Source organism: Streptomyces sp. TOM-9, assembly GCF_056858595.1.
In genome coordinates, this window is the sequence record NZ_JBXEQB010000001.1 from 2,260,284 (window position 1) to 2,281,875 (window position 21,592).

23 protein-coding genes and 1 riboswitch are annotated in these 21,592 nt (G+C 73.3%); of the genes, 7 read left to right on the forward strand and 16 right to left on the reverse strand.

Annotation, left to right across the window (positions count from 1 at the left end; translation table 11 throughout):
- Window positions 1-169: 169 nt before the first annotated feature.
- Window positions 170-583 (reverse strand): TlpA family protein disulfide reductase, encoded by a 414-nt coding sequence (locus AC1VWI_RS10605; RefSeq protein WP_499510722.1) that lies wholly within the window; start codon window positions 581-583, stop codon window positions 170-172.
- Window positions 584-670: 87 nt separating this feature from the next.
- On the opposite strand from AC1VWI_RS10605, the gene AC1VWI_RS10610 reads away from it, so the two are divergent.
- Both AC1VWI_RS10610 and AC1VWI_RS10615 read left to right on the forward strand, forming a co-directional pair.
- On the forward strand, window positions 671-1,087 hold the full coding sequence (locus tag AC1VWI_RS10610) for a DUF4395 domain-containing protein (protein WP_499510723.1): 417 nt from the start codon (window positions 671-673) through the stop codon (window positions 1,085-1,087).
- 139 nt (window positions 1,088-1,226) lie between these two features.
- On the forward strand, window positions 1,227-1,967 hold the full coding sequence (locus tag AC1VWI_RS10615; RefSeq protein WP_499510724.1) for a lysophospholipid acyltransferase family protein: 741 nt from the start codon (window positions 1,227-1,229) through the stop codon (window positions 1,965-1,967).
- 13 nt (window positions 1,968-1,980) lie between these two features.
- Here AC1VWI_RS10615 and AC1VWI_RS10620 read toward each other — a convergent pair whose 3' ends face one another.
- Both AC1VWI_RS10620 and AC1VWI_RS10625 read right to left on the reverse strand, forming a co-directional pair.
- Window positions 1,981-2,685, reverse strand: a complete 705-nt coding sequence (locus AC1VWI_RS10620) for a B3/B4 domain-containing protein (RefSeq protein WP_499510725.1) — start codon at window positions 2,683-2,685, stop codon at window positions 1,981-1,983.
- On the reverse strand, window positions 2,682-3,299 hold the full coding sequence (locus tag AC1VWI_RS10625) for a transglutaminase-like domain-containing protein (protein WP_499510726.1): 618 nt from the start codon (window positions 3,297-3,299) through the stop codon (window positions 2,682-2,684). The genes AC1VWI_RS10620 and AC1VWI_RS10625 overlap by 4 nt, the downstream gene beginning before the upstream one ends.
- Window positions 3,300-3,384: 85 nt before the next feature.
- On the opposite strand from AC1VWI_RS10625, the gene AC1VWI_RS10630 reads away from it, so the two are divergent.
- Window positions 3,385-4,401, forward strand: coding sequence for a DUF3048 domain-containing protein (locus AC1VWI_RS10630; RefSeq protein WP_499510727.1), 1,017 nt, complete (start codon window positions 3,385-3,387; stop codon window positions 4,399-4,401).
- A gap of 2 nt (window positions 4,402-4,403) precedes the next feature.
- Here AC1VWI_RS10630 and AC1VWI_RS10635 read toward each other — a convergent pair whose 3' ends face one another.
- Together AC1VWI_RS10635 and AC1VWI_RS10640 are read right to left on the reverse strand one after the other, a co-directional pair.
- The gene (locus tag AC1VWI_RS10635; RefSeq protein ID WP_499510728.1) at window positions 4,404-4,796 is read right to left on the reverse strand and encodes an STAS domain-containing protein; all 393 of its coding nucleotides are present in this window, start codon (window positions 4,794-4,796) and stop codon (window positions 4,404-4,406) included.
- A gap of 131 nt (window positions 4,797-4,927) precedes the next feature.
- A complete protein-coding gene (locus AC1VWI_RS10640; protein WP_499510729.1) occupies window positions 4,928-6,052 on the reverse strand; it encodes a M24 family metallopeptidase in 1,125 nt (374 codons plus the stop codon).
- A gap of 71 nt (window positions 6,053-6,123) precedes the next feature.
- On the opposite strand from AC1VWI_RS10640, the gene AC1VWI_RS10645 reads away from it, so the two are divergent.
- Both AC1VWI_RS10645 and AC1VWI_RS10650 read left to right on the forward strand, forming a co-directional pair.
- A complete protein-coding gene (locus AC1VWI_RS10645) occupies window positions 6,124-6,744 on the forward strand; it encodes a uridine kinase family protein (protein WP_499510730.1) in 621 nt (206 codons plus the stop codon).
- A 395-nt stretch (window positions 6,745-7,139) separates the two neighbouring features.
- A complete protein-coding gene (locus tag AC1VWI_RS10650) occupies window positions 7,140-9,044 on the forward strand; it encodes an AAA family ATPase (protein ID WP_499510731.1) in 1,905 nt (634 codons plus the stop codon).
- Window positions 9,045-9,102: 58 nt separating this feature from the next.
- On the opposite strand, the gene AC1VWI_RS10655 is transcribed toward AC1VWI_RS10650, so the two are convergent.
- The 11 genes from AC1VWI_RS10655 to AC1VWI_RS10705 all read right to left on the reverse strand — a co-directional run bounded on the left by AC1VWI_RS10655 (window position 9,103) and on the right by AC1VWI_RS10705 (window position 19,417).
- On the reverse strand, window positions 9,103-10,215 hold the full coding sequence (locus tag AC1VWI_RS10655) for a hemolysin family protein (protein ID WP_499510732.1): 1,113 nt from the start codon (window positions 10,213-10,215) through the stop codon (window positions 9,103-9,105).
- Window positions 10,212-11,552, reverse strand: coding sequence for a hemolysin family protein (locus AC1VWI_RS10660; RefSeq protein WP_499510733.1), 1,341 nt, complete (start codon window positions 11,550-11,552; stop codon window positions 10,212-10,214). Before AC1VWI_RS10660 ends, AC1VWI_RS10655 begins: the two co-directional genes overlap by 4 nt.
- 136 nt (window positions 11,553-11,688) lie before the next feature.
- Window positions 11,689-12,156: a PH domain-containing protein gene (locus tag AC1VWI_RS10665; RefSeq protein ID WP_499516766.1), complete on the reverse strand. Its 468-nt coding sequence runs from the start codon at window positions 12,154-12,156 to the stop codon at window positions 11,689-11,691.
- A gap of 20 nt (window positions 12,157-12,176) precedes the next feature.
- A complete protein-coding gene (hisG, locus tag AC1VWI_RS10670; protein WP_499510734.1) occupies window positions 12,177-13,037 on the reverse strand; it encodes an ATP phosphoribosyltransferase in 861 nt (286 codons plus the stop codon).
- A gap of 73 nt (window positions 13,038-13,110) precedes the next feature.
- On the reverse strand, window positions 13,111-13,383 hold the full coding sequence (locus AC1VWI_RS10675) for a phosphoribosyl-ATP diphosphatase (RefSeq protein WP_499510735.1): 273 nt from the start codon (window positions 13,381-13,383) through the stop codon (window positions 13,111-13,113).
- A gap of 34 nt (window positions 13,384-13,417) precedes the next feature.
- Window positions 13,418-13,903: a 6,7-dimethyl-8-ribityllumazine synthase gene (ribH, locus tag AC1VWI_RS10680; RefSeq protein ID WP_499510736.1), complete on the reverse strand. Its 486-nt coding sequence runs from the start codon at window positions 13,901-13,903 to the stop codon at window positions 13,418-13,420.
- 88 nt (window positions 13,904-13,991) lie between these two features.
- A complete protein-coding gene (locus tag AC1VWI_RS10685; RefSeq protein ID WP_499510737.1) occupies window positions 13,992-15,281 on the reverse strand; it encodes a bifunctional 3,4-dihydroxy-2-butanone-4-phosphate synthase/GTP cyclohydrolase II in 1,290 nt (429 codons plus the stop codon).
- Window positions 15,278-15,931, reverse strand: a complete 654-nt coding sequence (locus tag AC1VWI_RS10690; protein WP_499510738.1) for a nicotinamide mononucleotide transporter family protein — start codon at window positions 15,929-15,931, stop codon at window positions 15,278-15,280. The genes AC1VWI_RS10685 and AC1VWI_RS10690 overlap by 4 nt, the downstream gene beginning before the upstream one ends.
- On the reverse strand, window positions 15,928-16,548 hold the full coding sequence (locus AC1VWI_RS10695) for a riboflavin synthase (protein ID WP_499510739.1): 621 nt from the start codon (window positions 16,546-16,548) through the stop codon (window positions 15,928-15,930). The genes AC1VWI_RS10690 and AC1VWI_RS10695 overlap by 4 nt, the downstream gene beginning before the upstream one ends.
- Window position 16,549: 1 nt before the next feature.
- A complete protein-coding gene (gene ribD, locus AC1VWI_RS10700; RefSeq protein WP_499510740.1) occupies window positions 16,550-17,641 on the reverse strand; it encodes a bifunctional diaminohydroxyphosphoribosylaminopyrimidine deaminase/5-amino-6-(5-phosphoribosylamino)uracil reductase RibD in 1,092 nt (363 codons plus the stop codon).
- A gap of 170 nt (window positions 17,642-17,811) precedes the next feature.
- A riboswitch (FMN riboswitch) is annotated at window positions 17,812-17,942 on the reverse strand.
- A 269-nt stretch (window positions 17,943-18,211) separates the two neighbouring features.
- Window positions 18,212-19,417 (reverse strand): ROK family transcriptional regulator, encoded by a 1,206-nt coding sequence (locus tag AC1VWI_RS10705; protein ID WP_499510741.1) that lies wholly within the window; start codon window positions 19,415-19,417, stop codon window positions 18,212-18,214.
- A gap of 148 nt (window positions 19,418-19,565) precedes the next feature.
- On the opposite strand from AC1VWI_RS10705, the gene AC1VWI_RS10710 reads away from it, so the two are divergent.
- Window positions 19,566-20,792, forward strand: coding sequence for an MFS transporter (locus tag AC1VWI_RS10710; RefSeq protein ID WP_499510742.1), 1,227 nt, complete (start codon window positions 19,566-19,568; stop codon window positions 20,790-20,792).
- Window positions 20,793-20,808: 16 nt separating this feature from the next.
- Window positions 20,809-21,348 carry a GNAT family N-acetyltransferase gene (locus AC1VWI_RS10715; RefSeq protein WP_499516767.1) on the forward strand — a complete coding sequence of 180 codons (540 nt, stop codon included), beginning with the start codon at window positions 20,809-20,811 and terminating at the stop codon, window positions 21,346-21,348.
- The last annotated feature ends 244 nt before the right edge of the window (window positions 21,349-21,592 follow it).

The window sequence follows — 21,592 nt, forward strand, 5'->3', positions numbered from 1 at the left end:
TGGGCACTCAACGGCCGTGACAGCGGGCGCTCGCGTGCCGACCGAGGTCGACGTCGAAGCGGGAGTACAGAAGGAGGTCTCGCGACATAACGTCAGACTGACGATCAGACCAGCGCCACGTCAAGGGCGCCCCGGCGGGTGGGACCGGGGTCATGGCACCGCGCGCGGATCACACCGCCGCGCCGAGCGCCGCGATGACGTCGGCCTTGCGCGGCGCGCCCGACGCGCGCCGCACCACGGTGCCGCGGGCGTCGAGGACCAGGACGGTCGGCGTCCTGACGACGCCCAGCCGACGCACCAGGTCGAGGTGGGCCTCGGCGTCGATCTCCACGTGCCGCACGCCGTCGACCATGCCGGCCACCTCGCCGAGGGTGCGGCGGGTGGCCCGGCAGGGTGCGCAGAAGGCGGTGGAGAACTGGAGGAGCGTGGCCCGCTCTCCGAGTTCCGCGCCGATCTCACCCGCCGTCAGCTGTTGTGCCGCGTCCTTGTCCCGCACCCGTACCCTTCCGTCCCTGCGCTTGTGGAGGATGCCGAAGATCCCCGCCGCCACGAGCACGGCGACGCACACCACCAGTCCCGTCATTTCGCCCCTCCCTGCCGTTGCAGCGTTCACACGACCGCCATGATTCCCGGGGGTCCGGACGGCGTCCGTTCCGGAATCATGGCCGGTATGAGCCCTCACGCCATTGATGCCCGTGGACCGCGCTTCGGCGCAAGCGTGACCAGTGTCGTCCTGGCCGCCGTCCTCGTCACCGGAAGTGCCTGGCTGCTGGCCGTCCAGGCGCTGGTGTTCGCGGTGGGCGCCGCCGCGGGTGTCCAGAACTCACCGTACGGCCTGCTGTACCGGGTGGCGGTACGGCCCCGGCTGGGGCCGCCGACCGGGACCGAGGACCCGGCGCCGCCGCGCTTCGCGCAGGCGGTCGGGCTGGCGTTCGCGGTCGTCGGGCTCGCCGGCTACGCCACGGGGCTCGCCTGGCTGGGCCTGTCGGCGACGGCCTGCGCGCTCGCGGCGGCCTTCCTCAACGCGGTGTTCGGCTACTGCCTCGGATGCGAAATGTACCTGCTGGTGCGTCGTACGACCGGGTGACGTGACGAGAATCTCGCCACACGGCGGGCACGCGGGATGACACGGCACCCGTTTACGGGGCACGATCAGCCGGCGGCCCAAACCTACGGCCGCGTAACTTCCGCCGGGGGCCACCCCCTACGAAGAAGGGGCCCCACACATGGCCGAGCTCGTCTACCCGCCCGTCATCGGCGTCGCCCGCACCATGTTCAAGGTGCAGGGACTGCGCTTCGACATCGCCGGCACCGAACATGTGCCGCGCAAGGGCGGCGCCTTGCTCGTGAGCAACCACATCGGCTACCTCGACTTCGTCTTCGCGGGTCTGACGGCGCTCCCGGCGAAGCGGCTGGTGCGTTTCATGGCGAAGGAGTCGGTTTTCCGGCACAAGGTGTCGGGTCCGCTGATGCGGGCCATGAAGCACATCCCGGTGGACCGCTCCGAGGGCATGCACGCGTACAAGCACGCGCTGACGGCACTGCGCTCGGGCGAGATCATCGGGGTCTTCCCCGAGGCGACCATCTCCCAGTCCTTCACCCTCAAGTCCTTCAAGTCCGGTGCCGCGCGCCTGGCGATGGAGGCGGGCGTGCCCCTGCTGCCGGTCGCCCTGTGGGGCACGCAGCGGCTGTGGACCAAGGACCAGCCGCGCCAACTGGGCCGCAACGGCTTCCCCATCGCCATCCGGGTGGGCGAGCAGATGACGCCCCACGCGGACGAGAAGCCGGGCGCGCTGACCCGGCGGCTGCGGCTGCGCGTCCAGGAGCTGCTGGAGGACGCGCAGCGCGTGTACACCGGGCGCCCGTCGGGCCCGAACGACCACTGGTGGCTGCCCGCGCACCTGGGCGGCAGCGCCCCCACGGCGGAGGACGTCGCCGCCCGGGAGCGCGCCGCGACGGCGGAGTGAGCGGGCGCGGGGGTCAGACCGGCTCGTGCACGGTGACCTCCGCGCCGGGGTTGAACCTCCGCAGGTGAGCGGCGAGTTCCTCACCGGCGGCCCGCAGGTCGGCGGGCGGCATCGGATCCATCCGCTCCAGGAGGAAGAGCGCGTTGACCGACTCCTCGGTCAGCCGGGTACGGATCCCCTGCCGCCAGTTCCAGCGGCGGCAGGTGACGCCGGTCCCGTCGCGCCAGACGACCTCGCCGGGCTCGGGGTGCTCGACGGCGGGCTCACCGCCGGCCACGGTCTCGAACTTCTCGTCGCCGGTCGCCCGTACGAGGGTCATACCGCCGTGGATGTGGTCGGTGTCCTCACCGCCGACGGGCACGAGGTGGGCGACGCTGATCGCGTTGTAGAGGTCCACCAGCCGGTTGATGCGGGGCAGCCCGCCTTCGGCGAGGGCGCGTTTGGCCAGCGCCTCCGCGGAGTTGCGGGTGCGCGAGGGCTTGGCGCCGAAGGCGGTGTACGCCGCGCGCCAGGCGGCCATGTGGGGGTCCTCGTGCGGGGCGCGGCCGCCGAGGCGCTCGGCGAGGCGGCGGGCCGCGTCGTCGAGGAGGGCCGCGCTCGTGTCGTCGCTCGGCCCGTTGGCCAGGCCGCGGGCCTCGACGGCGAGGTGGGCGAACCCGGGGGCCAGGGCGCGCACGGCGGGGTCGACGGTCAGGGTCAGGGGGGTGTGTGAGGTCATCGGTCTTCTTGGTCCGGTAGGTCGGTGGGCAGCAGCCGCCACAGATGCGGCCGGTCGACAGCCTGCCGCAGGGCGGTGAGTACGGCGGGCGGCGGGGTGGCGTGGAGACCGGGGTAGTCGCGCTCGCCGAGTCCGGGGCGGGGCACCCAGGCCAGCCGTTCCTCCCGGAGGGAGAACCGGGCGTCGACACCGGGCTTGTTGCCACGCGGGTCCTGCCGGGCCCAGCGGTCGTGTCCGGGCAGCTTGAGGGCGACGAGCCCGTGGACGAGGGCGCCGGTGCCGTCGTCGTCGGCGAGCCGCTGGTAGCACAGCCCCGCGGGGATGCCCTCGGCGCGCAGCAGCGCGACCAGGGCGTGGGCCTTTGCGTGGCAGATCCCGGTGCGCTGCTCCAGGACGTCGGAGGCGCGCCAGGTGACGCGCGGGTCCCCGGAGTCGGCGGAGTGCGGGATGGCGTCACGGACGAAGGTGTAGGCCGCTTCGGCATAGTCATACGGATCAGGGGCTTCCGCCCGTAGCCGGGCGGCGGTCGCCCGGACCAGCGGGTGGTCGTGGTCGATCACCTCGTCCGCTGCGAGGTAGGCGGTCGCGTCCGCCGTCTGGGGTACCGGCTCCATGTGGCGGATACTAGGAATACGCGCAGCGATTCGGCAAATGGCTTTTCCGTAGGCAGCATACCTATGCAGCACGGGGGTGGCCGTCGTGGCCCGAGCACCCAGACGTCCCGCAAGAGCGGCGGTCCTGGTCGTGCTGGCGGTTTTCACCGTGTTCCTGGTCAGCCGGGGCTGCGGCGGCCCCGAGCGGATGCCCGGCGGGCCCTCCCCCTCCTCGACGGGTTCGGTGCCCGGCACCACCGCGGTCGCGCGGTCGCCCTTCACCGGACTACCCGGGCGCACCCGCGGCCCGGTCCTCGCGGTGAAGATCGACAACGTCGGGCCCGCCCGCCCGCACACCGGGCTGGACCGGGCCGACCTCGTCTACGTGGAGCAGGTGGAGTCCGGTCTCACCCGTCTGCTCGCCGTCTTCTCCTCCCAACTGCCGGAACGGGTCGGGCCGGTGCGCAGCGCCCGCGAGTCGGACCTGGAACTGCTCCGTCAGTTCGGCCGCCCCGCCCTCGCCTTCTCCGGGGCGCAGTCCAGGCTGCTGCCGGTGGTGGCGGCGGCGCCGGTGCACGACGTCTCCCCCGCCCACGCCCCTGGCTCCTACGTACGCGACGGCTCGCGCCCCGCCCCGCACAACCTGTACGCCACCCCGGAGCGACTGCTCGCCGCGGCCCCGGACGCCTCGGCCGCCCGGGACATAGGCTTCCGCTTCGGTGCCGCACCGCCCGGCGGCACCCCCGAGCGCGACCGCACCGTGCGCTACCCGAACGGCTCGGTGGGCCTGCACTGGTCGGCCGACGGCGACCGCTGGCTGATCTCGTTCGACGGCGACCCGGCCACCACCACCGACGGCGGCAGGCTGGGCGCGCCGACGGTGGTCGTGCAGTACGTCACGGTCCGTTCCTCCGGCTTCCAGGACCGGTGGGGGAACACCTCCCCGTACAGCGAGACCGTGGGCACCGGGCGCGCGATGGTGCTGCGCGACGGCAAGGCGTACGACGCCCGGTGGTCACGGCCCGACGCGGCCGGGGGCACGCACTTCACCACGCCCGACGGGCAGCCGGTGAACTTCGCCCGCGGCCAGGTCTGGATCGTGCTGGCGCCGCTGCCCGGGTGAGCTCACGCTATGGCGCCGTCCGCCGCCGGGGGATCGGGGGCGCCCGGCGCGGCCAGCGCGGAGGCCAGGTCGTCGTGGACGGTGAAGACCCGGATCGTCCGGGTGAGCCGCAACAGCCGCAGCACGCAGGGGCTGTCGCCGACGACGCCGAACCGGCCACCGCGGTCGAGGGTCCGCTTCCGCGCCCGGATGAGCACCGACAGACCACTGCAGTCGATGAAGCTCACCCCGCGCAGGTCCACCACGACGTCGGGCCGCGGCCCGCCGGTGACCGCGTCCAGACGCGCGGCCGCGTGCACGCCGGCGCACAGGTCGAGCTCCCCCGTCAGTTCCACTACGGTCGTGCCGCCGACCGTCCACTGCCGCACCCCGAAGTCATGCTCGTCGTCGAACATGCCCGGCCCCCCGACTGCCGCTTCCTGCTGGGCCCTTGACACGACGTGTGCGCCGCGCGCGGCGAACGCACCGCGCACACGGTCGCGTGTACGGAATACCCCCCTGCCGTACCGGGAGTCAACACATCGGACTAAACAGACAGGACGACCAGGTCCCGGGAGGTCTGGTTGAGCCGTTCCCCGCCCTCGGGCGTGCAGACGGCGATGTCCTCGATGCGGGCGCCGAAACGGTCCGGGAGGTAGATCCCGGGTTCGACGGAGAAGGCCATGCCCGGCTCCAGCGGACGGGAGCTGCCCGCGACGATGTACGGCTCCTCGTGCGTCTCCAGACCGATGCCGTGCCCGGTGCGGTGGATGAAGTGCTCGCCGTAGCCGGCCGCCGCGATGATGTCCCGCCCGATCGCGTCGAGTTCCTCCGCGGTGACGCCGGGGCGGACGGCATCGGTCTGGGCGTGCTGCGCGCGCCGCAGCACCTCGTACATCTCGCGGAACTCCGCGGGCGGTTCACCGACCGCGTAGGTGCGCGTGGAGTCGGAGCAGTAGCCCTCCTGCGTGGTGCCGCCGATGTCGACGACGACCGGGTCGCCCGCCCGGATCACCCGGTCGGAGACCTCGTGGTGGGGGCTGGCGCCGTTCGGGCCCGAGGCGATGATGACGAAGTCGACGGTGGTGTGCCCCGCCTCGATGACGGCGTCGGCGACGTCCCGGGCGACCTCGCGCTCGGTGCGCCCGGCCCTGAGCCACTCCCCGATGCGGCGGTGCACCCGGTCGATGGCGCCCGCGGCCCGGCGCAGCGCCTCGGTCTCCGCCGGCGACTTGCGCATCCGCAGTTCGCGCAGCACGTCGCCGGCCAGGCTCTGCTCGGCGCCGGGGAGGGCCGCGCGGAAGGCGAGCACCTTCTCGGCCCACATGTGGTTGTCGACGGCCACCCGCACGGTCCCCCGCGGCAGCCGGCCGGCGACCAGGGCGTACGGGTCCTCGGTCTCGCCCCAGCCGACGACGTCGACGCCGAGCGCGCCCAGCGGGGAGGCCTCGGCACCGGGCTTCTCCAGGTGGGGCACGACGAGGAAGGGGTCGCCGAGCACCGGCAGCGCCAGGCACACCAGGCGCTCGGTGAGGTGGGCGTGGTAGCCGGTGAGGTAGCGCAGATCGGGGCCCGGTGAGACGAGCAGCGCGTCGAGTCCCGCGTCGGCGGCGGCCTTGCGGGCGAGTTCGAGTCGCTCCGGGGGGTACAGGGATGCGGCAGAGTCGGTCACGACTCTTACCGTAGACGCCCCTGGCACCCACCGCAGTCCCTTGCGTCGGAGCAGGTCGTAGGCTGGGGCGGATGGACCACCAGACCACCCCCGGGGCGCTCCGCGCGCTCGCCGCCCGGCTGCGCGCCCTTCCGCCGTCCTGCGGGCCGGTGCGGCTCGTCGCCGTCGACGGGCACGCCGGATCCGGCAAGACGACCTTCGCCGCCGCGCTGGCGTCCGCACTGGACGGTGCCCCCGTCGTCCACCTCGACGATCTGGCCACGCACGAGGAGTTGTTCGAGTGGACCGGGCGGCTGCGCGATCAGGTGCTGGAGCCGCTGCGCCGCGGTGACACCGCCCGGCCCGCGAAGTACGACTGGGTGGCCCGCCGGTTCGCGACGACCCTGGAGGTGCCGCCGGCCCCCGTGGTCCTGCTGGAGGGTGTGGGCGTGGGCCGCCGCGCGCTGCGTCCCCGGCTGGCGAGCCTGCTCTGGCTTGAGGTCTCCCGGGACACGGCACGGGAGCGCGGCGAGCTCCGCGACGGCCCCGCCCTGGCCGGGTTCTGGGCCGGCTGGATGCGGGCGCAGGACGCGCACTTCGCCGCCGACCCCTCCCGGCCGTTCGCCGACCTGCTGGTCCACCAGCGTCCGGACGGCTACGAGGTACGGGAACAGCACGCGGCCACACCGCTCTCCGACACCCTCCGTCACTGACCGTGACCGCGTGCAGCCGGTGTGCTGCACCCGCCCCGCGACCGCCGGAGCGACGCCCCAAGGTGGCTTGACCCGGGGGCCGTACAGGACTTACGTTCTCAATGCGCGGTCATCGTCGACCGCACCTCGTACGCGAAGCCCCCGGTTGTTCCCCCGTGACCGGGGGCTTCGTTCTGCCTACAGCCGGTGACCAGGTCCCGTACGGCGGCGGATCGCTCACCCACCGTCACCATCCGCGTCGCTCTACGGCCCACCAGGCTCGCACGGGTACCATGCCAACGGGTGCGCCACCCCGCGAAGGCGGTGCTCACCTGGCACCAACTCCCGCTTCGCGTAACCTGGTTGGAGCGGCGTACAGCGGGCGGCACCGGGGGGAACGGGCTGGTGGGGACCTGATGGACTTCGGCACAGAGCATTCCGGCGCCCCCTCCGACCTCGCCTGGGTGCGGGCCGTCGACGCCTACACCATGGGCGCCTACACCCAGGCCGAGGAGGAGTTCCGCGTCGCGGTCCGCCTCGACCCCGGCATGGCGGACGCCTGGCTCGGGCTGCACGCCCTGCGGGCGGACACCTCCACCGCGCTGCTGCAGATGTACCGGCACCGCGACCGTTTCGGCGAGCAGCGCAGCGCGCACCGCCGCTCCATGAACTCCTGGTACTGGCTGGGCTGGTGGGTGCAGCCGGTGCTGGAGACCCGCCGCGACCTGCTGCTCGCGCACGCCTCCCACTGGCTCGACGGCCGCCACATCGCGGAGCTGGACCGGGCCCTGGCCGAGTGCCCGCCGATCGACACCGATCCGCACGTCCGTTTCCTGCACGCCTGCCGGGCCTATCTGGTCAAGGACTGGGACCAGTTGGTGCGCCACACCGAACCGCTCCTCGGCGACCAGGTCCTGGGCATCGAGGCCGGCCTGTTCGGCGGCATGGCCCGGGTCCGGCTGGAGCTGTACGGGCAGGCCGAACCGCTGCTGGCGACGGCCCTGATGCGCTGCCGCAGCGAACAGCCGCAGCGCAAGGAACTCCGCTACTGGCTGGCCCGCGCGTACGAGGGCACGGGCCGCACCGCGGCCGCGCTCCCCCTGTACCGGGCGGTGCACCGGGTCGACCCGGCGTTCATGGACACCGCGGCCCGGCTCGCCGCGATCGACGAGTCCGACGGCCTCACCGACGGGACGGCCGACCTGGCCCCGGTCACCCTGCAGGGCTACGGTCAGACCGGGCCCGACACGCTGCCGCCCGACCCCGATCCGCTCGACGCCCGGGCGGGGGCGGCCGCCATGCCCGGCGGCCTCGGGGCGGGCTCGGTGCTGGACGACCCGCTGGGCGCGGTCGGCCCGATCGACGACGACATCCGGGAGAAGGCGATCCTGCCGGTCTCCCCCGTCCCGCCGCAGGTCCCGGTCACGGCCCCGGACCCGGTGCTGCTCTCCCAGGCCCTGGCCGAACTCGACCGCATGGTGGGCCTGGAGCCGGTCAAGCGCCAAGTGCGGGCGCTGTCGGCACAGTTGCGGATGGCGCGGCTGCGGGCGGGACAGGGCCTGCCGGTGCAGCCGCCCAAGCGGCACTTCGTCTTCTCGGGCCCGTCCGGCACCGGCAAGACGACGGTGGCGCGCATCCTCGGCCGGGTGTTCTACGCCCTCGGTCTGCTGGGCGGCGACCATCTGGTCGAGGCGCAACGCGCGGACCTCGTGGGCGAGTTCCTGGGTCAGACGGCCGTCAAGGCCAACGAGCTGATCGACTCCGCGCTCGGCGGGGTGCTGTTCGTCGACGAGGCGTACGCGCTGTCCAACTCCGGCTACAGCAAGGGCGACGCCTACGGCGACGAGGCGCTGCAGGTCCTGCTCAAGCGCGCGGAGGACAACCGCGACCGCCTGGTTGTGATCCTCGCCGGCTACCCCGAGGGCATGGACCGCCTGCTCGCGGCCAACCCCGGCCTCGGCTCGCGCTTCACCACCCGGGTCGACTTCCCCAGCTACCGGCCGCACGAGCTGACCAGCATCGGCGAGGTCCTCGCCGCCGACAACGGGGACCGCTGGGACGGCGAGGCCCTGGAGGAGCTGCTCGCCATCAGCGGCCACGTCGTCGAGCAGGGCTGGATCGACGAACTGGGCAACGGCCGCTTCCTGCGCACCCTGTACGAGAAGAGCTGCGCCTACCGCGACCTGCGGCTGTCCGGCTACGTGGGACAGCCGTCCCGGGACGACCTGTCCACACTCCGGCTGCCCGACCTCATGCAGGCCTACGGCGAGGTACTGTCGGGCCGCGGCCCCGGGCTGACACCGCCCGAACCGCTGGAGTGAACGACACGGGAGGGGCCCGGGCGCATGCGCCCGGGCCCCTCCCGCATGGGTCCTCGTGTCAGCTCGCCATCACACGCGACGGCCGGGCGACCTCGCCGGGCTTCGCGGAGGCCGCGGTATCGCCGGTCGGCGCAGGCTCCGGGACCTCCCGGTGTGCCGGGTCGCGGACCTCGCCGACCAGCATCTCCAGCACGTCCTCCAGGGCGACCAGACCCAGCACGCGCCCGCCGGAGTCCGCGACCGACGCCAGGTGGGACGCGGCCCGCCGCATCTGGGTGAGCGCGTCGTCCAGCGGCAGCTCCGCGCGGAGGGTGGCCATCGGCCGCCACAGCCGCGCCGGGACGGGCCGGCCGGTGTCCTCCAGGTCGAGGACGTCCTTCACGTGGAGGTAGCCAAGGTAGGCGCCCTCCGGTCCGGCCACGGGGAAGCGCGAGTAGCCGGTGCGGACGGTCAGCTCCTCGACCTCGGCGGGGGTGACGGACGCGTCGACCGTCACCAGCTCCTCCGGGGACAGCAGGACGTCCGTGACCGGGCGGGTGCCCAGCTCCAGCGCGTCCTCCAGGCGTTCCTGGGCGTCGTCGTCGAGGAGTCCGGCCTGCCGGGCGTCCTCGACGAGCACGGTCAGCTCCTCGCTGGTGAAGACCGCGTCGATCTCGTCCTTGGGCTCGACCCGGAACAGCCGCAGCACGAGCTTGGCGCACCAGCCGAGCACCGCGATGACCGGCCGGAACAGCCGGGCGAAGCCGACGAGTCCGGGGCTCAGCCACAGCGCGGTCTTCTCGGGCGCGGCCATCGCCAGGTTCTTGGGGACCATCTCGCCGATGACGAGGTGGAGGAAGACCACGACGGCGAGCGCGATGACGTAGCCGAGCGGGTGGATCAGCCCCTCGGGCAGGTGGACCGCCTCGAAGAGCGGCTCCAGCATGTGGGCGACGGTCGGCTCGGCGACCGCACCCAGCGTCAGGGAGCAGACCGTGATGCCGAACTGGGCCGCCGCCATCATCTGCGGCAGGTTCTCCAGCCCGTGCAGGACCGTGCGGGCCCGCCGCTGCGTGCCGGCGAGCGGCTCGATCTGGCTGCGCCGTACGGAGACCAGGGCGAACTCGGCGCCGACGAAGAAGCCGTTGCCCAGCACCAGCAGGCCGGCGAAGAACAGCTGCAGGAAGCTCATCGCCCGCCCTCCTGCCCGTCCTCGGGCTCCTCGAACCCGACGCGTACCAGGCGGACCCTCTCGGCACGGTGGTGCGCGACCTCGCGCACCCGCAACTCCCAGCCGGGCAGCAGTGCGGTGTCCCCCGGCTCGGGAATGCGTTCGAGGAGGTCGGCGACGAGGCCGGCCACCGTCTCGTACGGCCCCTCGGGGGCCTCGAGCCCTATGCGCTCCAGCAGGTCGACCCGGCAGCCGCCGTCGGCGTCCCAGGCGGGGCTGCCGTTCTCCGCGGGGGCGGCCGCCAGCTCGGGCAGGTCGGCGCCGTCGTGCTCGTCGCGCACCTCGCCGACGAGTTCCTCGACGATGTCCTCCAGGGTGACGACGCCGGCGGTGCCGCCGTACTCGTCGACGACCACGGCGATCGGCTGCTCGCGGCGCAGCTGCTCCAGGAGCGGCTGCACCGGCAGCGTTTCCGGGACGAGCAGCGGGGCGACCGTGACCCGGCCGACCGGCGTGCGGTCGCGCAGGTGGGCCGGGACGGCGAGGGCGTCCTTCAGGCTCGCCATGCCGACGATGTCGTCCAGCCGCTCCCGGTAGACCGGGAAGCGCGACAGCCCGGTGGCCCGGGTCAGGTTCAGGACGTCGGCGGCGGTGGCGGTGTCCTGCAGGGCGCTGACCCGTACGCGCGGGGTCATCACGTTCTCCGCCGTGAGGTCGCCGAGGGAGAGGGTGCGGACGAACAGGTCCGCGGTGTCCTGCTCGAGGGCCCCGGCACGGGCGGAGTGGCGGGCCAGCGAGACCAGCTCGGTGGGGGTGCGCGCGGAGGCCAGCTCCTCGGCGGGCTCCACGCCCAGCGCCCGCACCAGGCGGTTCGCGGCGGCGTTGAGGGCCTCGATGACCGGGCGGAACAGGGCGGAGAAGGCCCGCTGCGGCCCGGCCACGAAACGGGCCACCTCCAGCGGACGGGACACCGCCCAGTTCTTCGGGACGAGCTCGCCGATGACCATCTGGACGGCCGAGGCGAGGATCATGCCGATCACGACGGCGACGGCGGGCGCCGCGCCCTCGGGTACGCCCACCGAGGTGAGCGGTCCGGCGAACAGGTCGGCGAGGGCGGGCTCGGCCAGCATGCCGACCACCAGTGAGGTGATCGTGATGCCGAGCTGGGTGCCCGAGAGCTGGAAGGACAGCTTGCGCAGCGCCTCCACGACGCTGCGGGCCCTGCGGTCGCCCTCGGCGGCGGCGCGTTCGGCGGCCGGGCGTTCGACGGTCACCAGGCCGAACTCGGCGGCGACGAAGAAGCCGTTTGCGAGGATCAGGACGAAGGCTGCCGCGAGCAGCAGCAACGGGGCGCTCATGCCGCCGCTCCCGTATGTCGGGGGGGAGAGGCGGCGCGGGTACTACCGGACGATCCGTCCATCGTGGATTGGGTGTCACTCCTCGGGTCGTTGCGAAGGTTCCAGAGTAATGAAGAAGCGGGCCGGGGCGGCAGGTCTAGTGCGCCGTCGGCTTGCCGGTACCGTACGCCTCCGCGAGGGCCCGCAGGGCGCGCGCGTCGCGCAACGCGCGGGCGCGTCCGATCCCGGGCTGGATGCCCATGGCGGCCAGGCTGGTGCCGTCGGCCAGGTCGAGGTACACCCACGGATCGCCGGGGCGCAGGTTCACCCGGAGGACCTGCGCCCATTCCAGCCGGCGCCGGGTCGTCAGGTTGACGACGGTCACACCGTCGCGGTCGGCGGCCACCTTGGGCCGGCTGAGCAGCACGAGCACCCCGGCGATCAGCAGCCCGGTGAGCACGATCCAGATCCGGTCCGAGGTGTGCCAGGGCCGTGCGCCGTCCGCGGGAAGGAGCACGGAGATGGCGACGAAGGCCGCGAGCAGCCCGGCAGCCAGGCCCAGCAGCACCGCGCGGGTGCGGGCGGGCCGGAAGGTGACGGGCAGCTCGGGGAGTTCCACGGGCATGGTGTGCGGGGTGGGCGAGGTCACAGACGGCACGCGTGGATCCCGGTGGTGAGGATGGCCCGTGCGCCGAGGTCGTACAGCTCGTCCATGATCCGCTGGGCCTCGCGGCTGGGGACCATGGCGCGCACGGCGACCCAGCCCTCGTGGTGCAGCGGGGAGACGGTCGGCGACTCCAGGCCGGGCGTGAGCGCGATGGCCCGCTCGACGTGCTCGACGCGGATGTCGTAGTCCATCATCACGTAGCGGCGGGCCACCAGGACGCCCTGGAGGCGACGCAGGAACTGCTGCACCTTCGGCTCGGCCGCCGCGTCCTCGCCGCCGGCGCCGGCCCGGCGGATGACGACCGCCTCGGAGTCGAGGATCGGCTCCCCGATGACCTCCAGGCCGGCGTTGCGCAGCGAGGTGCCCGTCTCGACGACGTCGGCGATGACGTCCGCCACACCGAGGTGGATGGAGGTCTCGACGGCGCCGTCGAGGCGGACCACCGAGGCCTCCACCGAGTGGTCGGCGAGGTGCTTCCTGACGATCTCCGGGTAGGAGGTGGCGACCGTCTTCCCGCCGAACTCCTTCACGTCGCTCACGCCGCCGGGTGTGGTGGCGTAGCGGAAGGTGGAGCGGGCGAAGCCGAGCTGCAGGATCTCCTCGGCGTTGGCACCCGAGTCCAGCAGCAGGTCGCGGCCGGTGATGCCGATGTCGAGGCGGCCCGAGCCGACGTAGATGGCGATGTCGCGCGGGCGCAGGTAGAAGAACTCGACGTCGTTCTCGCCGTCGACGAGGACGAGTTCCTTGGAGTCCTTGCGCTGGCGGTAGCCGGCCTCATGCAGCATCGCCGACGCAGGTCCGGACAGTGAACCCTTGTTGGGGACGGCGATGCGCAGCATGACAGCGTTCCTTTGCAGCTCGGATGTGGGTGGGAAAGGGCGCGTGGGGCGGGTCCGGCCCGGGGTGGTCCGCTCAGAGATGAGCGTAGACGTCGTCGAGGCCGATGCCCCGGGCGACCATCATCACCTGCAGGTGGTACAGCAGCTGGGAGATCTCCTCCGCGGTGCGGTCGGCGCCTTCGTACTCGGCTGCCATCCACACCTCGGCGGCCTCCTCGACCACCTTCTTGCCGATCGCATGCACTCCCTTGCCGACCAGTTCGGCGGTGCGGGAGCTGCTGGGGTCGCCGGTGGCGGCCTTGTGTTGGAGCTCGGCGAAGAGCTCCTCGAATGTCTTCTTGGCCATGGTGGTCCCCACCCTACGCGGAAGTCCCCTTACCTCACCGCCACGGCTCGGATACTGAACGCAGGACGGTCGCGGTGGCGATCGCGGCGGTGACGGCCTCGTGACCCTTGTCCTCGTTGGAGCCGGGCAGTCCGGCCCGGTCCAGGGCCTGCTCCTCGGTGTCGCAGGTGAGCACGCCGAAGCCGATCGGCACGCCGGTGTCGACCGAGACCTGGGTCAGGCCCTGGGCGACGCCCTGGCAGACGTACTCGAAGTGCGGCGTACCGCCGCGGATGACGACGCCGAGGGCGACGACCGCGTCGTAGCCCCGGCTCGCCAGCACCTTGGCGGCGACCGGCAGTTCGAAGCTGCCGGGAACGCGCAGCAGGGTGGGCTCGTCGATGCCCAGGTCGCTCAGGGCGCGCAGGGCGCCGTCGACCAGCCCGTCCATCACCTGCTCGTGCCACTGCGCCGCGATCACGGCCACGCGCAGGTCACCGCAGTTCTTCACGGTCAGCTCGGGGGCGCCCTTACCGCTCACGTCCGTCTTCTCCTTGCTCGTTCTTGCTCTGGTCGTTCGGGTCGTTCTGGTCGTACAGGTGTCGTGGTGCTGCTTGGGGGGGGCGGGCCTACTGGTTGCGGCAGGAACCGGTGGGGGCCGGGTCCAGCCAGGGCAGGTCATGGCCCATGCGGTCCCGCTTGGTGCGCAGGTACCGCAGGTTGTGCTCGCCGGCCGCGATCGGCATGGCGACGCGCTCGGCGACCTTCAGGCCGTGCCGCTCGAGGGCCTCGGTCTTGTCGGGGTTGTTGGTCATCAGGCGCAGCGAGTGCACGCCGAGGTCGGACAGCATCTGGGCGGCGGCGCCGTAATCGCGGGCGTCGGCGGGCAGTCCGAGTTCCAGGTTGGCGTCGAGCGTGTCCCGGCCGCGCTCCTGGAGCTCGTACGCGCGCAGCTTGGACATCAGGCCGATGCCCCGGCCCTCGTGGCCGCGGAGGTAGACCACGACGCCCCGGCCCTCGGCTGCCACCCGTTCGAGTGAGGCCTGGAGCTGCGGTCCGCAGTCGCAGCGCAGCGAGTGGAAGACGTCGCCGGTGAGGCACTCGGAGTGGACGCGGACGAGGACGTCCTCGCCGTCGCCGATCTCGCCGGCCGCGAGCGCGATGTGCTCGACGCCGTCGACGGTGCTGCGGTAGCCGTACGCGCGGAAGTCGCCGAAGGCGGTGGGCAGCCGGGTCTCGGCCTCCCGGCGCACGGTCGGCTCCGAGCTGCGGCGGTAGGTGACCAGGTCCTCGATGGAGATGATGGCCAGGCCGTGCTTGCGGGCGAAGTGGACCAGCTCGGGGAGGCGGGCCATCGTGCCGTCCTCGTTGGCGATCTCCACGATGGCGGCGGCCGGGCGCAGTCCGGCGAGCCGGGCCAGGTCGACGCCCGCCTCGGTGTGGCCGTTGCGGGTGAGGACGCCGCCGGACTTGGCGCGCAGCGGGAAGACGTGACCGGGCCGGACGAAGTCGCCGGGGACGGAGTCGCCGGAGGCCAGCAGCCGGATGGTGGTCGCCCGGTCGGCGGCGGAGATGCCGGTGGTGACCCCGTGGACGGCGCTCGCGTCGACGGAGACGGTGAACGCGGTCTGCATGGACTCGGTGTTGGAGTCCACCATCTGCGGCAGGTCGACCCGGTCCAGGTCGTGCTCCTCCATGGGCACGCAGATCAGACCACGGCACTCGGTCATCATGAACGCGACGATCTCCGGGGTGGCCTTCTCCGCCGCGATGATGAGGTCGCCCTCGTTCTCGCGGTTCTCGTCGTCCACGACGACGACGGGCCGGCCGGCCGCTATGTCGGCGATCGCACGCTCGACGGGGTCGAGGACGATCGGGGCGTCCTCCGCCACGTAGAGGGTGTGCAGTGCGGTGGTCATGCGGCCGCTCCTTCCAGGACGGGCCCGCCGTGCCGCGGGACCCGGGTCTGCTGCCACCAGGCGTACATGCCGGCGATCACGAGAACGAAGTAGATGACGTACACGAGCGCGGAGAACTTCAGGTCGCTGTTCCAGGCGAGGGGGACGCCGACCGCGTCGACGGCGAGCCAGGCGAACCAGAACTCGACCCAGCCCCTGGCCATGGCCACCATCGCGGCGACGGTGCCGACGAAGATGTAGGCGTCCGGCCACGGGTTCCAGGACAGCGACGGGTGGAGCGTGAAGATGCCGACGACCGCGAACAGTCCGGCCGCCGTGCCGGCGACCAGCGCGCCCCGCTCCCGCCAGGTGGCGAAGCGGACCCGGATCCCGCCGCCGTCCCGGACGCCGCGGCGCCACTGGAACCAGCCCCACACGGCGACGCCGATGACGAGCAGCTGCTTGCCGACGCCGCCGGTGAGCTGTGCCGACCAGTACGCGGCGACGAGCACCGCACCGGACAGCAGCTGGACCGGCCAGGCCCACACCGAGCGGCGCCACCCCAGGGCGAGACCGGCCAGGCCGAGGCCGTTGCCGACCACGTCGGTCCACTTGAAGTGCTCACCGAAGGCGGAGAAGGCGACACTGTTCAGGGTGTCGAGGGCGCTCATTCCGCCGGAGCCCCCTTCGGTGCCCCGGCCCGCTCCCCGTACAGCCGCTCGACGTACTTGGCGATCACGTCGACCTCGAGGTTCACCGGGTCGCCGGGCTGCTTGAAGCCGAGCGTGGTGAGGTCGAGGGTGGTGGGGATCAGGCTGACGGAGAAGAAGTCGGGACCGGCCTCGACGACGGTGAGGCTGATGCCGTCGACGGTGATCGAGCCCTTCTCGACCACGTAGCGGGACAGCTCCGCCGGCAGCGAGATCCTCACGATCTCCCAGTGCTCGGCGGGGGTCCGCGAGATCACCGCGCCGGTGCCGTCCACGTGGCCCTGGACGAGGTGACCGCCGAGGCGGCCGCCCAGCTCCATCGGGCGCTCCAGGTTGACCCGGCTGCCGGGGTTCAGCGCGCCGAGGCTGGAGCGCTTGAGGGTCTCGGCCATCACGTCGGCGGTGAACTCGCCGTCCGCGGTGTCGACGACGGTGAGGCACACCCCGTTGACCGCGATCGAGTCGCCGTGCTTGGCGCCCTCGGTGACGACCGGACCGCGCAGACGGAAGCGGGAGGCGTCGCCCAGGTCCTCGACGGCGACGACGTCGCCCAGCTCTTCGACGATTCCGGTGAACACGTCAGTTCTCCTCGGTGCGGCTCGGGTAGGCAGTAATACGCAGGTCGGGGCCGATGCGTTCGATCTCGGCGACGTCGAGCCGCAACGCGTGCGCGACGGTGGTGATTCCCGCGTCCCCCAGGGCCGCGGGTCCGGCCCCCAGGAGGGCGGGCGCGAGGTAGCCGACGACCTTGTCGACGGCGCCCGCGGCGACGAAGGCGCCGGCGAGGGTCGGGCCGCCCTCCAGCAGCACGGAACGGACGCCGCGGCCGTACAGCTCGGCGAGCAGCGCGGTGACGGCGACGCCGCTGCCGGTGCGGGGCAGGCGGGCCACGTCGACGCCCGGCAGGTGGGCGGTGTCGGTGTCCTCGGCGACGGCGACCAGGGTCGGGGCCGTGCCGTCCAGCACCCGGGCGCCGGGGGTGATCTTGGCGTTGGTGTCGACGACCACCCGCAGGGGCTGGGTGAAGGTGCCCTCCACGCCGCGCACGGCCAGGTGGGGGTCGTCGGCACGCAGGGTGCCGGAGCCGACGACGACGGCATCGGACTCGGCGCGCAGCCGGTGCACGTCGGCGCGGGAGGCGGCGGAGCTGATCCAGCGGCTGGTGCCGTCGGCGGCGGCGATGCGGCCGTCGAGGGTGCTCGCGTACTTCCACAGCACGAAGGGCCGCTGCTCGCGGGAGGCGGTGAGCCACACCTCGTTGCCGCGGGCGGCCTCGGCCTCCATGAGCCCGCTCTCCACCGCGATCCCGGCGGCGGCCAGCGTGGCGCCGCCTCCGGTCGCCGCGGGGGTGGGGTCCGCGACGGCGTACACGACGCGGGAGACGCCGGCCGCGATGAGGGCCTGGGCGCACGGGCCGGTGCGACCGGTGTGGTTGCAGGGTTCGAGGGTGACGACGGCGGTGCCGCCGCGGGCCGCGTCGCCGGCCGCGCGCAGCGCGTGGACCTCGGCGTGGGGGCCGCCCGCCTGCTGGTGCCAGCCCTCGCCGGCGATCTCGCCGCCTGCGTCGAGGATCACGGCGCCGACGACGGGGTTGGGGCTCGTGGAGCCCACGCCGCGGGCGGCGAGCTCCATGGCCCGGCGCATCGCGTCGGCTTCACCGGGTGTTGCCACCGGGTCCTCCTGCCTCATCGGGCACGGACTCCGGGGCTGTGCGGAACACAGAGCGGACGTGGGCCTCGGGGACACCGCGGCCGGTACGGGGCGGCGTCCGCCCGTGTCACCCGTTTCCGGGGGACACGCACCCACGCTGCCGCCGACGGCGGTGTACCGATGCCCGCCCGCCGCGCACTGCCTCCCATCCGGACTTTAACCGTCGGTCCAGGAATTTCACCTGGTCAACCGGCCGCTGGATGCGGACGGGTCGCGGACTGTAACCGCCGGTTCGGAGTTTCACCGACCCCGGAGTGCGCTGAACGTCACTGGTACTGCTCCACCAGTCTGCCACGAAGGTTCCTTGCGGACGCAAGGGATCGCTGTGGATTGGCTCACACGGGATCGGTCCGACCGTTCGGACCCCGCGGCCCGTCGCCGTGGCTTCCGGCCAACACGGCCCACGGGAGCGCCCGTTGAGGCAGGCGCGAACCGCATGGGCGGCGCGGGTTCACCCGGGGGACTCCGGTCGTGCGCCGGCGCCCGCGAACGTCCGGCGGCCGAGGGGCGGTTGCCCCGGAGCGCCGGACGTCACACCCCGGGTGTGAACACCGCGTCCTGCGCCGCGTCCATCGCCGAGAGCACCGCGCCGCGCAGCACCGCGCTGCCCGCGACGGTCCCCGCCCGCACCTGGGTCGGCAGCGGGGACATCCGCGCGAGCCGTTCCTCGACCCGGGCGGCCAGGTCCTCGCCCCCGGCCCGGCCCACCTCGCCGCCCAGCACCACGCAGCCGGGGTCGAGCACCGCGGTGACGGCGGCCACCCCGATCACCACCCGGTCCGCCAGTGCGTCGAGGAAGAGCTCGCCCTGCTTGCCGTCCGCCCGGGCCGCGGTCACCACCGCCTCGGCCGCCAGGGCGTCGTCGTCGCCGGACACCGGCATCCCGTGCGAGCGCGCCAGAGCGCACACCGCCGCGCTGCCCGCCAGCGAGTGGAAACCGCCCTCGCACCCGCTGGCCGTCGGCAGTTGGAAGGTCCCCGGCACGGGCAGGAAGCCGATCTCCCCCGTACCGCCCGAGGCACCGCGCCGCAGGACCCCGCCCAGCACCACCGCGGCGCCCACCCCGTGACCCAGCCACAGCAGGACGAAGTCCTCGCGGTCGCGCACCGCGCCCAGGCGCCGCTCGGCGACGGCCGCGAGGTTGACCTCGTTCTCCAGCAGCACCGGGAGGGAGAGCCGCCTGCGCAGTTCGGCGACGAGCGCCGAGTGCCAGGCCGGCAGCTGCCCGGTGGCCCGCAGCTCGCCGGTGGCCGGGTCGACCAGGCCGGGCGCTCCGACCGCGACGGTGTGCAGCGCGCCGGCGCCGGCGGTGCGCGCGGTCCGCTCCAGCAGCGCCACCGAGCGCCGCACCGTGCGCTGCGGATCGCCGGACGGGTCCACCGGCAGGACGGCGCTGCCGATGGTGTTCCCCAGCAGGTCGGCCACCTCGAGGGCGACGCTGTGGGTCCGGATGTCGAAGGCGGCCAGTTGCGCCCGGTCGGCGACGATCCCGTACACCCGCGCGTTGGGGCCGCGCCGGTCGGCTCCCGTCTCGCCGACCACCGTGATCAGCCCGGACTCCTGCAGCCGCTCAACCAGGTCGGCGACGCTCGGACGGGACAGCCCGGTGAGGGACTTGAGCTGGGCCGCCGTCAACGGGCCCTCGCGCTGCAGCAGTTCCAGGGCCAGCCGGTCGTTGATCGCCCGGGCCGTGCGGGGGGAGGCGGTGCGCCCGGCGTGGGATCGCATGGCGGTCATGGACGGATCCTTCCAGAAGCCGTCGCGCGGGTGCGAGGGCGGGCGACAGGGGCCCCGGTGCGGGACCGCGACAGGAGGCAGTCTATCTTTCAGGAAGCCTGCCTGATAATTTATGACCCGAGCACGGCGGGACCAGACTGGAGGGAACATGCCGACGAAGCCGACGACCCCGACGGGGAAGACCGACCCGCGACTGCGGCGCGCCCATCTCGCCGTCGCCGCGGTGTTCGCCGTGCACGGCGCGGTGACCGGCAGCTTCGCCACCCGGGTGCCCTGGATCCAGGAGCACGCGGGGCTCAGCGCCGGACAGCTCGGCTTCGCGCTCGTCTTCGCGGCCCTCGGCGCCTCCGTCGCGATGCCGCTCGCCGCCCGCGTCGCCCACCACATGGGCATGCGCAACGCGCTGCGCCTCCTGCTGGGCCTGTGGTGCGCCTCCCTGGCGCTGCCCGCCCTCTCCTCCGGCCTGGGCTGGCTGTGCGGGGCGATGCTCGTGTACGGGGCCTCGGCCGGCATGGCCGACGTCGTCATGAACGCCCAGGGCGTCGAGGTCGAGGAACGCCTCGGCCGCTCGATCATGTCCGGGCTGCACGGCATGTGGAGCGCCGGCACCCTGCTCGGCTCCCTCTTCGGCGTCCTCGCCGCCCACGCGGAACTCGACGCGCGCCTCCACCTCACCGCCGCGGCCGTCCTGCTCGTCGTGCTGGGCCAGGTGGTCTGCAGCGGAGTGCTCGACCTGCGGCCCGCCGCGTCGGAGGAGGCCCCCGCACGCTTCGCCCTGCCGCCCCGCGCGGCCCTGGTCATCGGCGCCATCGGCTTCTGCGCCGTCTTCGCGGAGGGCGCCAGCATGGACTGGAGCGCGGTCTACCTCCGTGACATCGCCGGCGCCTCCCCCGGTGTCGCCGCCGCGTCCTACACCGCGTTCGCGTGCACCATGGCCGTGTCCCGTCTCCTCGGCGACCTCGTCGTCCGCCGCTTCGGACCGGTGCGCACCGTACGCTTCGGCGGCCTGCTCGCCACGGTGGGCGGCGTCCTCGTCGCCACGGCGTCCACGCAGGTCACCACCATCGCGGGCTTCGCCCTCATCGGCGTGGGCATCGCCGTCGTCGTGCCGCTGTGCTTCGCCGCGGCCGGGCGCAGCGGGCCCAACGCGAGCCAGGCCATCGCGGGCGTCGCCACGGTCACCTACACCTCCGGGCTGGTGGCTCCGGCCGCCATCGGCTCCATCGCGGAGGCCAGCTCCCTGCAGGTCTCCTTCGGCCTGGTCACCCTGCTCGCCGCCGGGCTCGCCGTGGGGGCGGGCGTGCTCCGGCGCGCGGGCACCGTCTCCGTGGAGCGCGACCGCAAACCCGTGGCGGCGACGACCCCGCAGGCCTAGCGTGCCGTTCATGCACATGCGGATCTTCCTGGAGACCGAGCGGCTGCGGCTGCGGCACTTCACCGACACCGACGCGGACGCCGAACTGCTCGTCGCGCTCGACAGCGACCCCGAGGTCATGCGTTACCTGGGCAACGGCCGCCCCACGCCCTCCGACGTCATCCGGCACGAGGTCCTGCCCCGCTTCGCGCGCTCCCAGGTCTGGGCGGCGGAGGAACTCTCCACCGGGCACTTCGTCGGCTGGTTCGCCCTCACCCCCCGGCCCGGCAGCCCCGCCGACGACCTCGAACTCGGGTACCGCCTGCGCCGCGCCGCCTGGGGCCGCGGCTACGCCACGGAGGGGTCCCGCGCGCTGGTCCACAAGGCCTTCACCGACCTGGGCGCGGAGCGCGTCCACGCGGAGACGATGTTCGTCAACACCCGGTCGCGGCGCGTGATGGAGAAGGCGGGGCTGTCGTTCGTCCGGGTCTTCCACGAGGAGTGGGACGAGGCGTTGCCCGGCGCCGAGCACGGCGAGGTCGAGTACGCGGTCACCCGCACGGCGTGGGCCCCGTAGGCCGCAATCGGGGTGCCCTTGCGGCCGGTGCCTCGTGTGCGGCGCCGTTGTGGTTGCTGTGAGGGTTTCCCCGCCCGCCCGCCCGATTGCCCAGCGCGGTCAGTGCGGGCCTGCGCTGCGTACGTGTGGGGTCGGGGCCGCGCCGGCGCACTCCCCCAGCCTTCGGCCGGGGGGACCCCCACAGCGCTCGCTGTTTACCCCTGCACTATTCCGCGCCGGGTCCGCTGCTCGTCTCCCCCAGCCT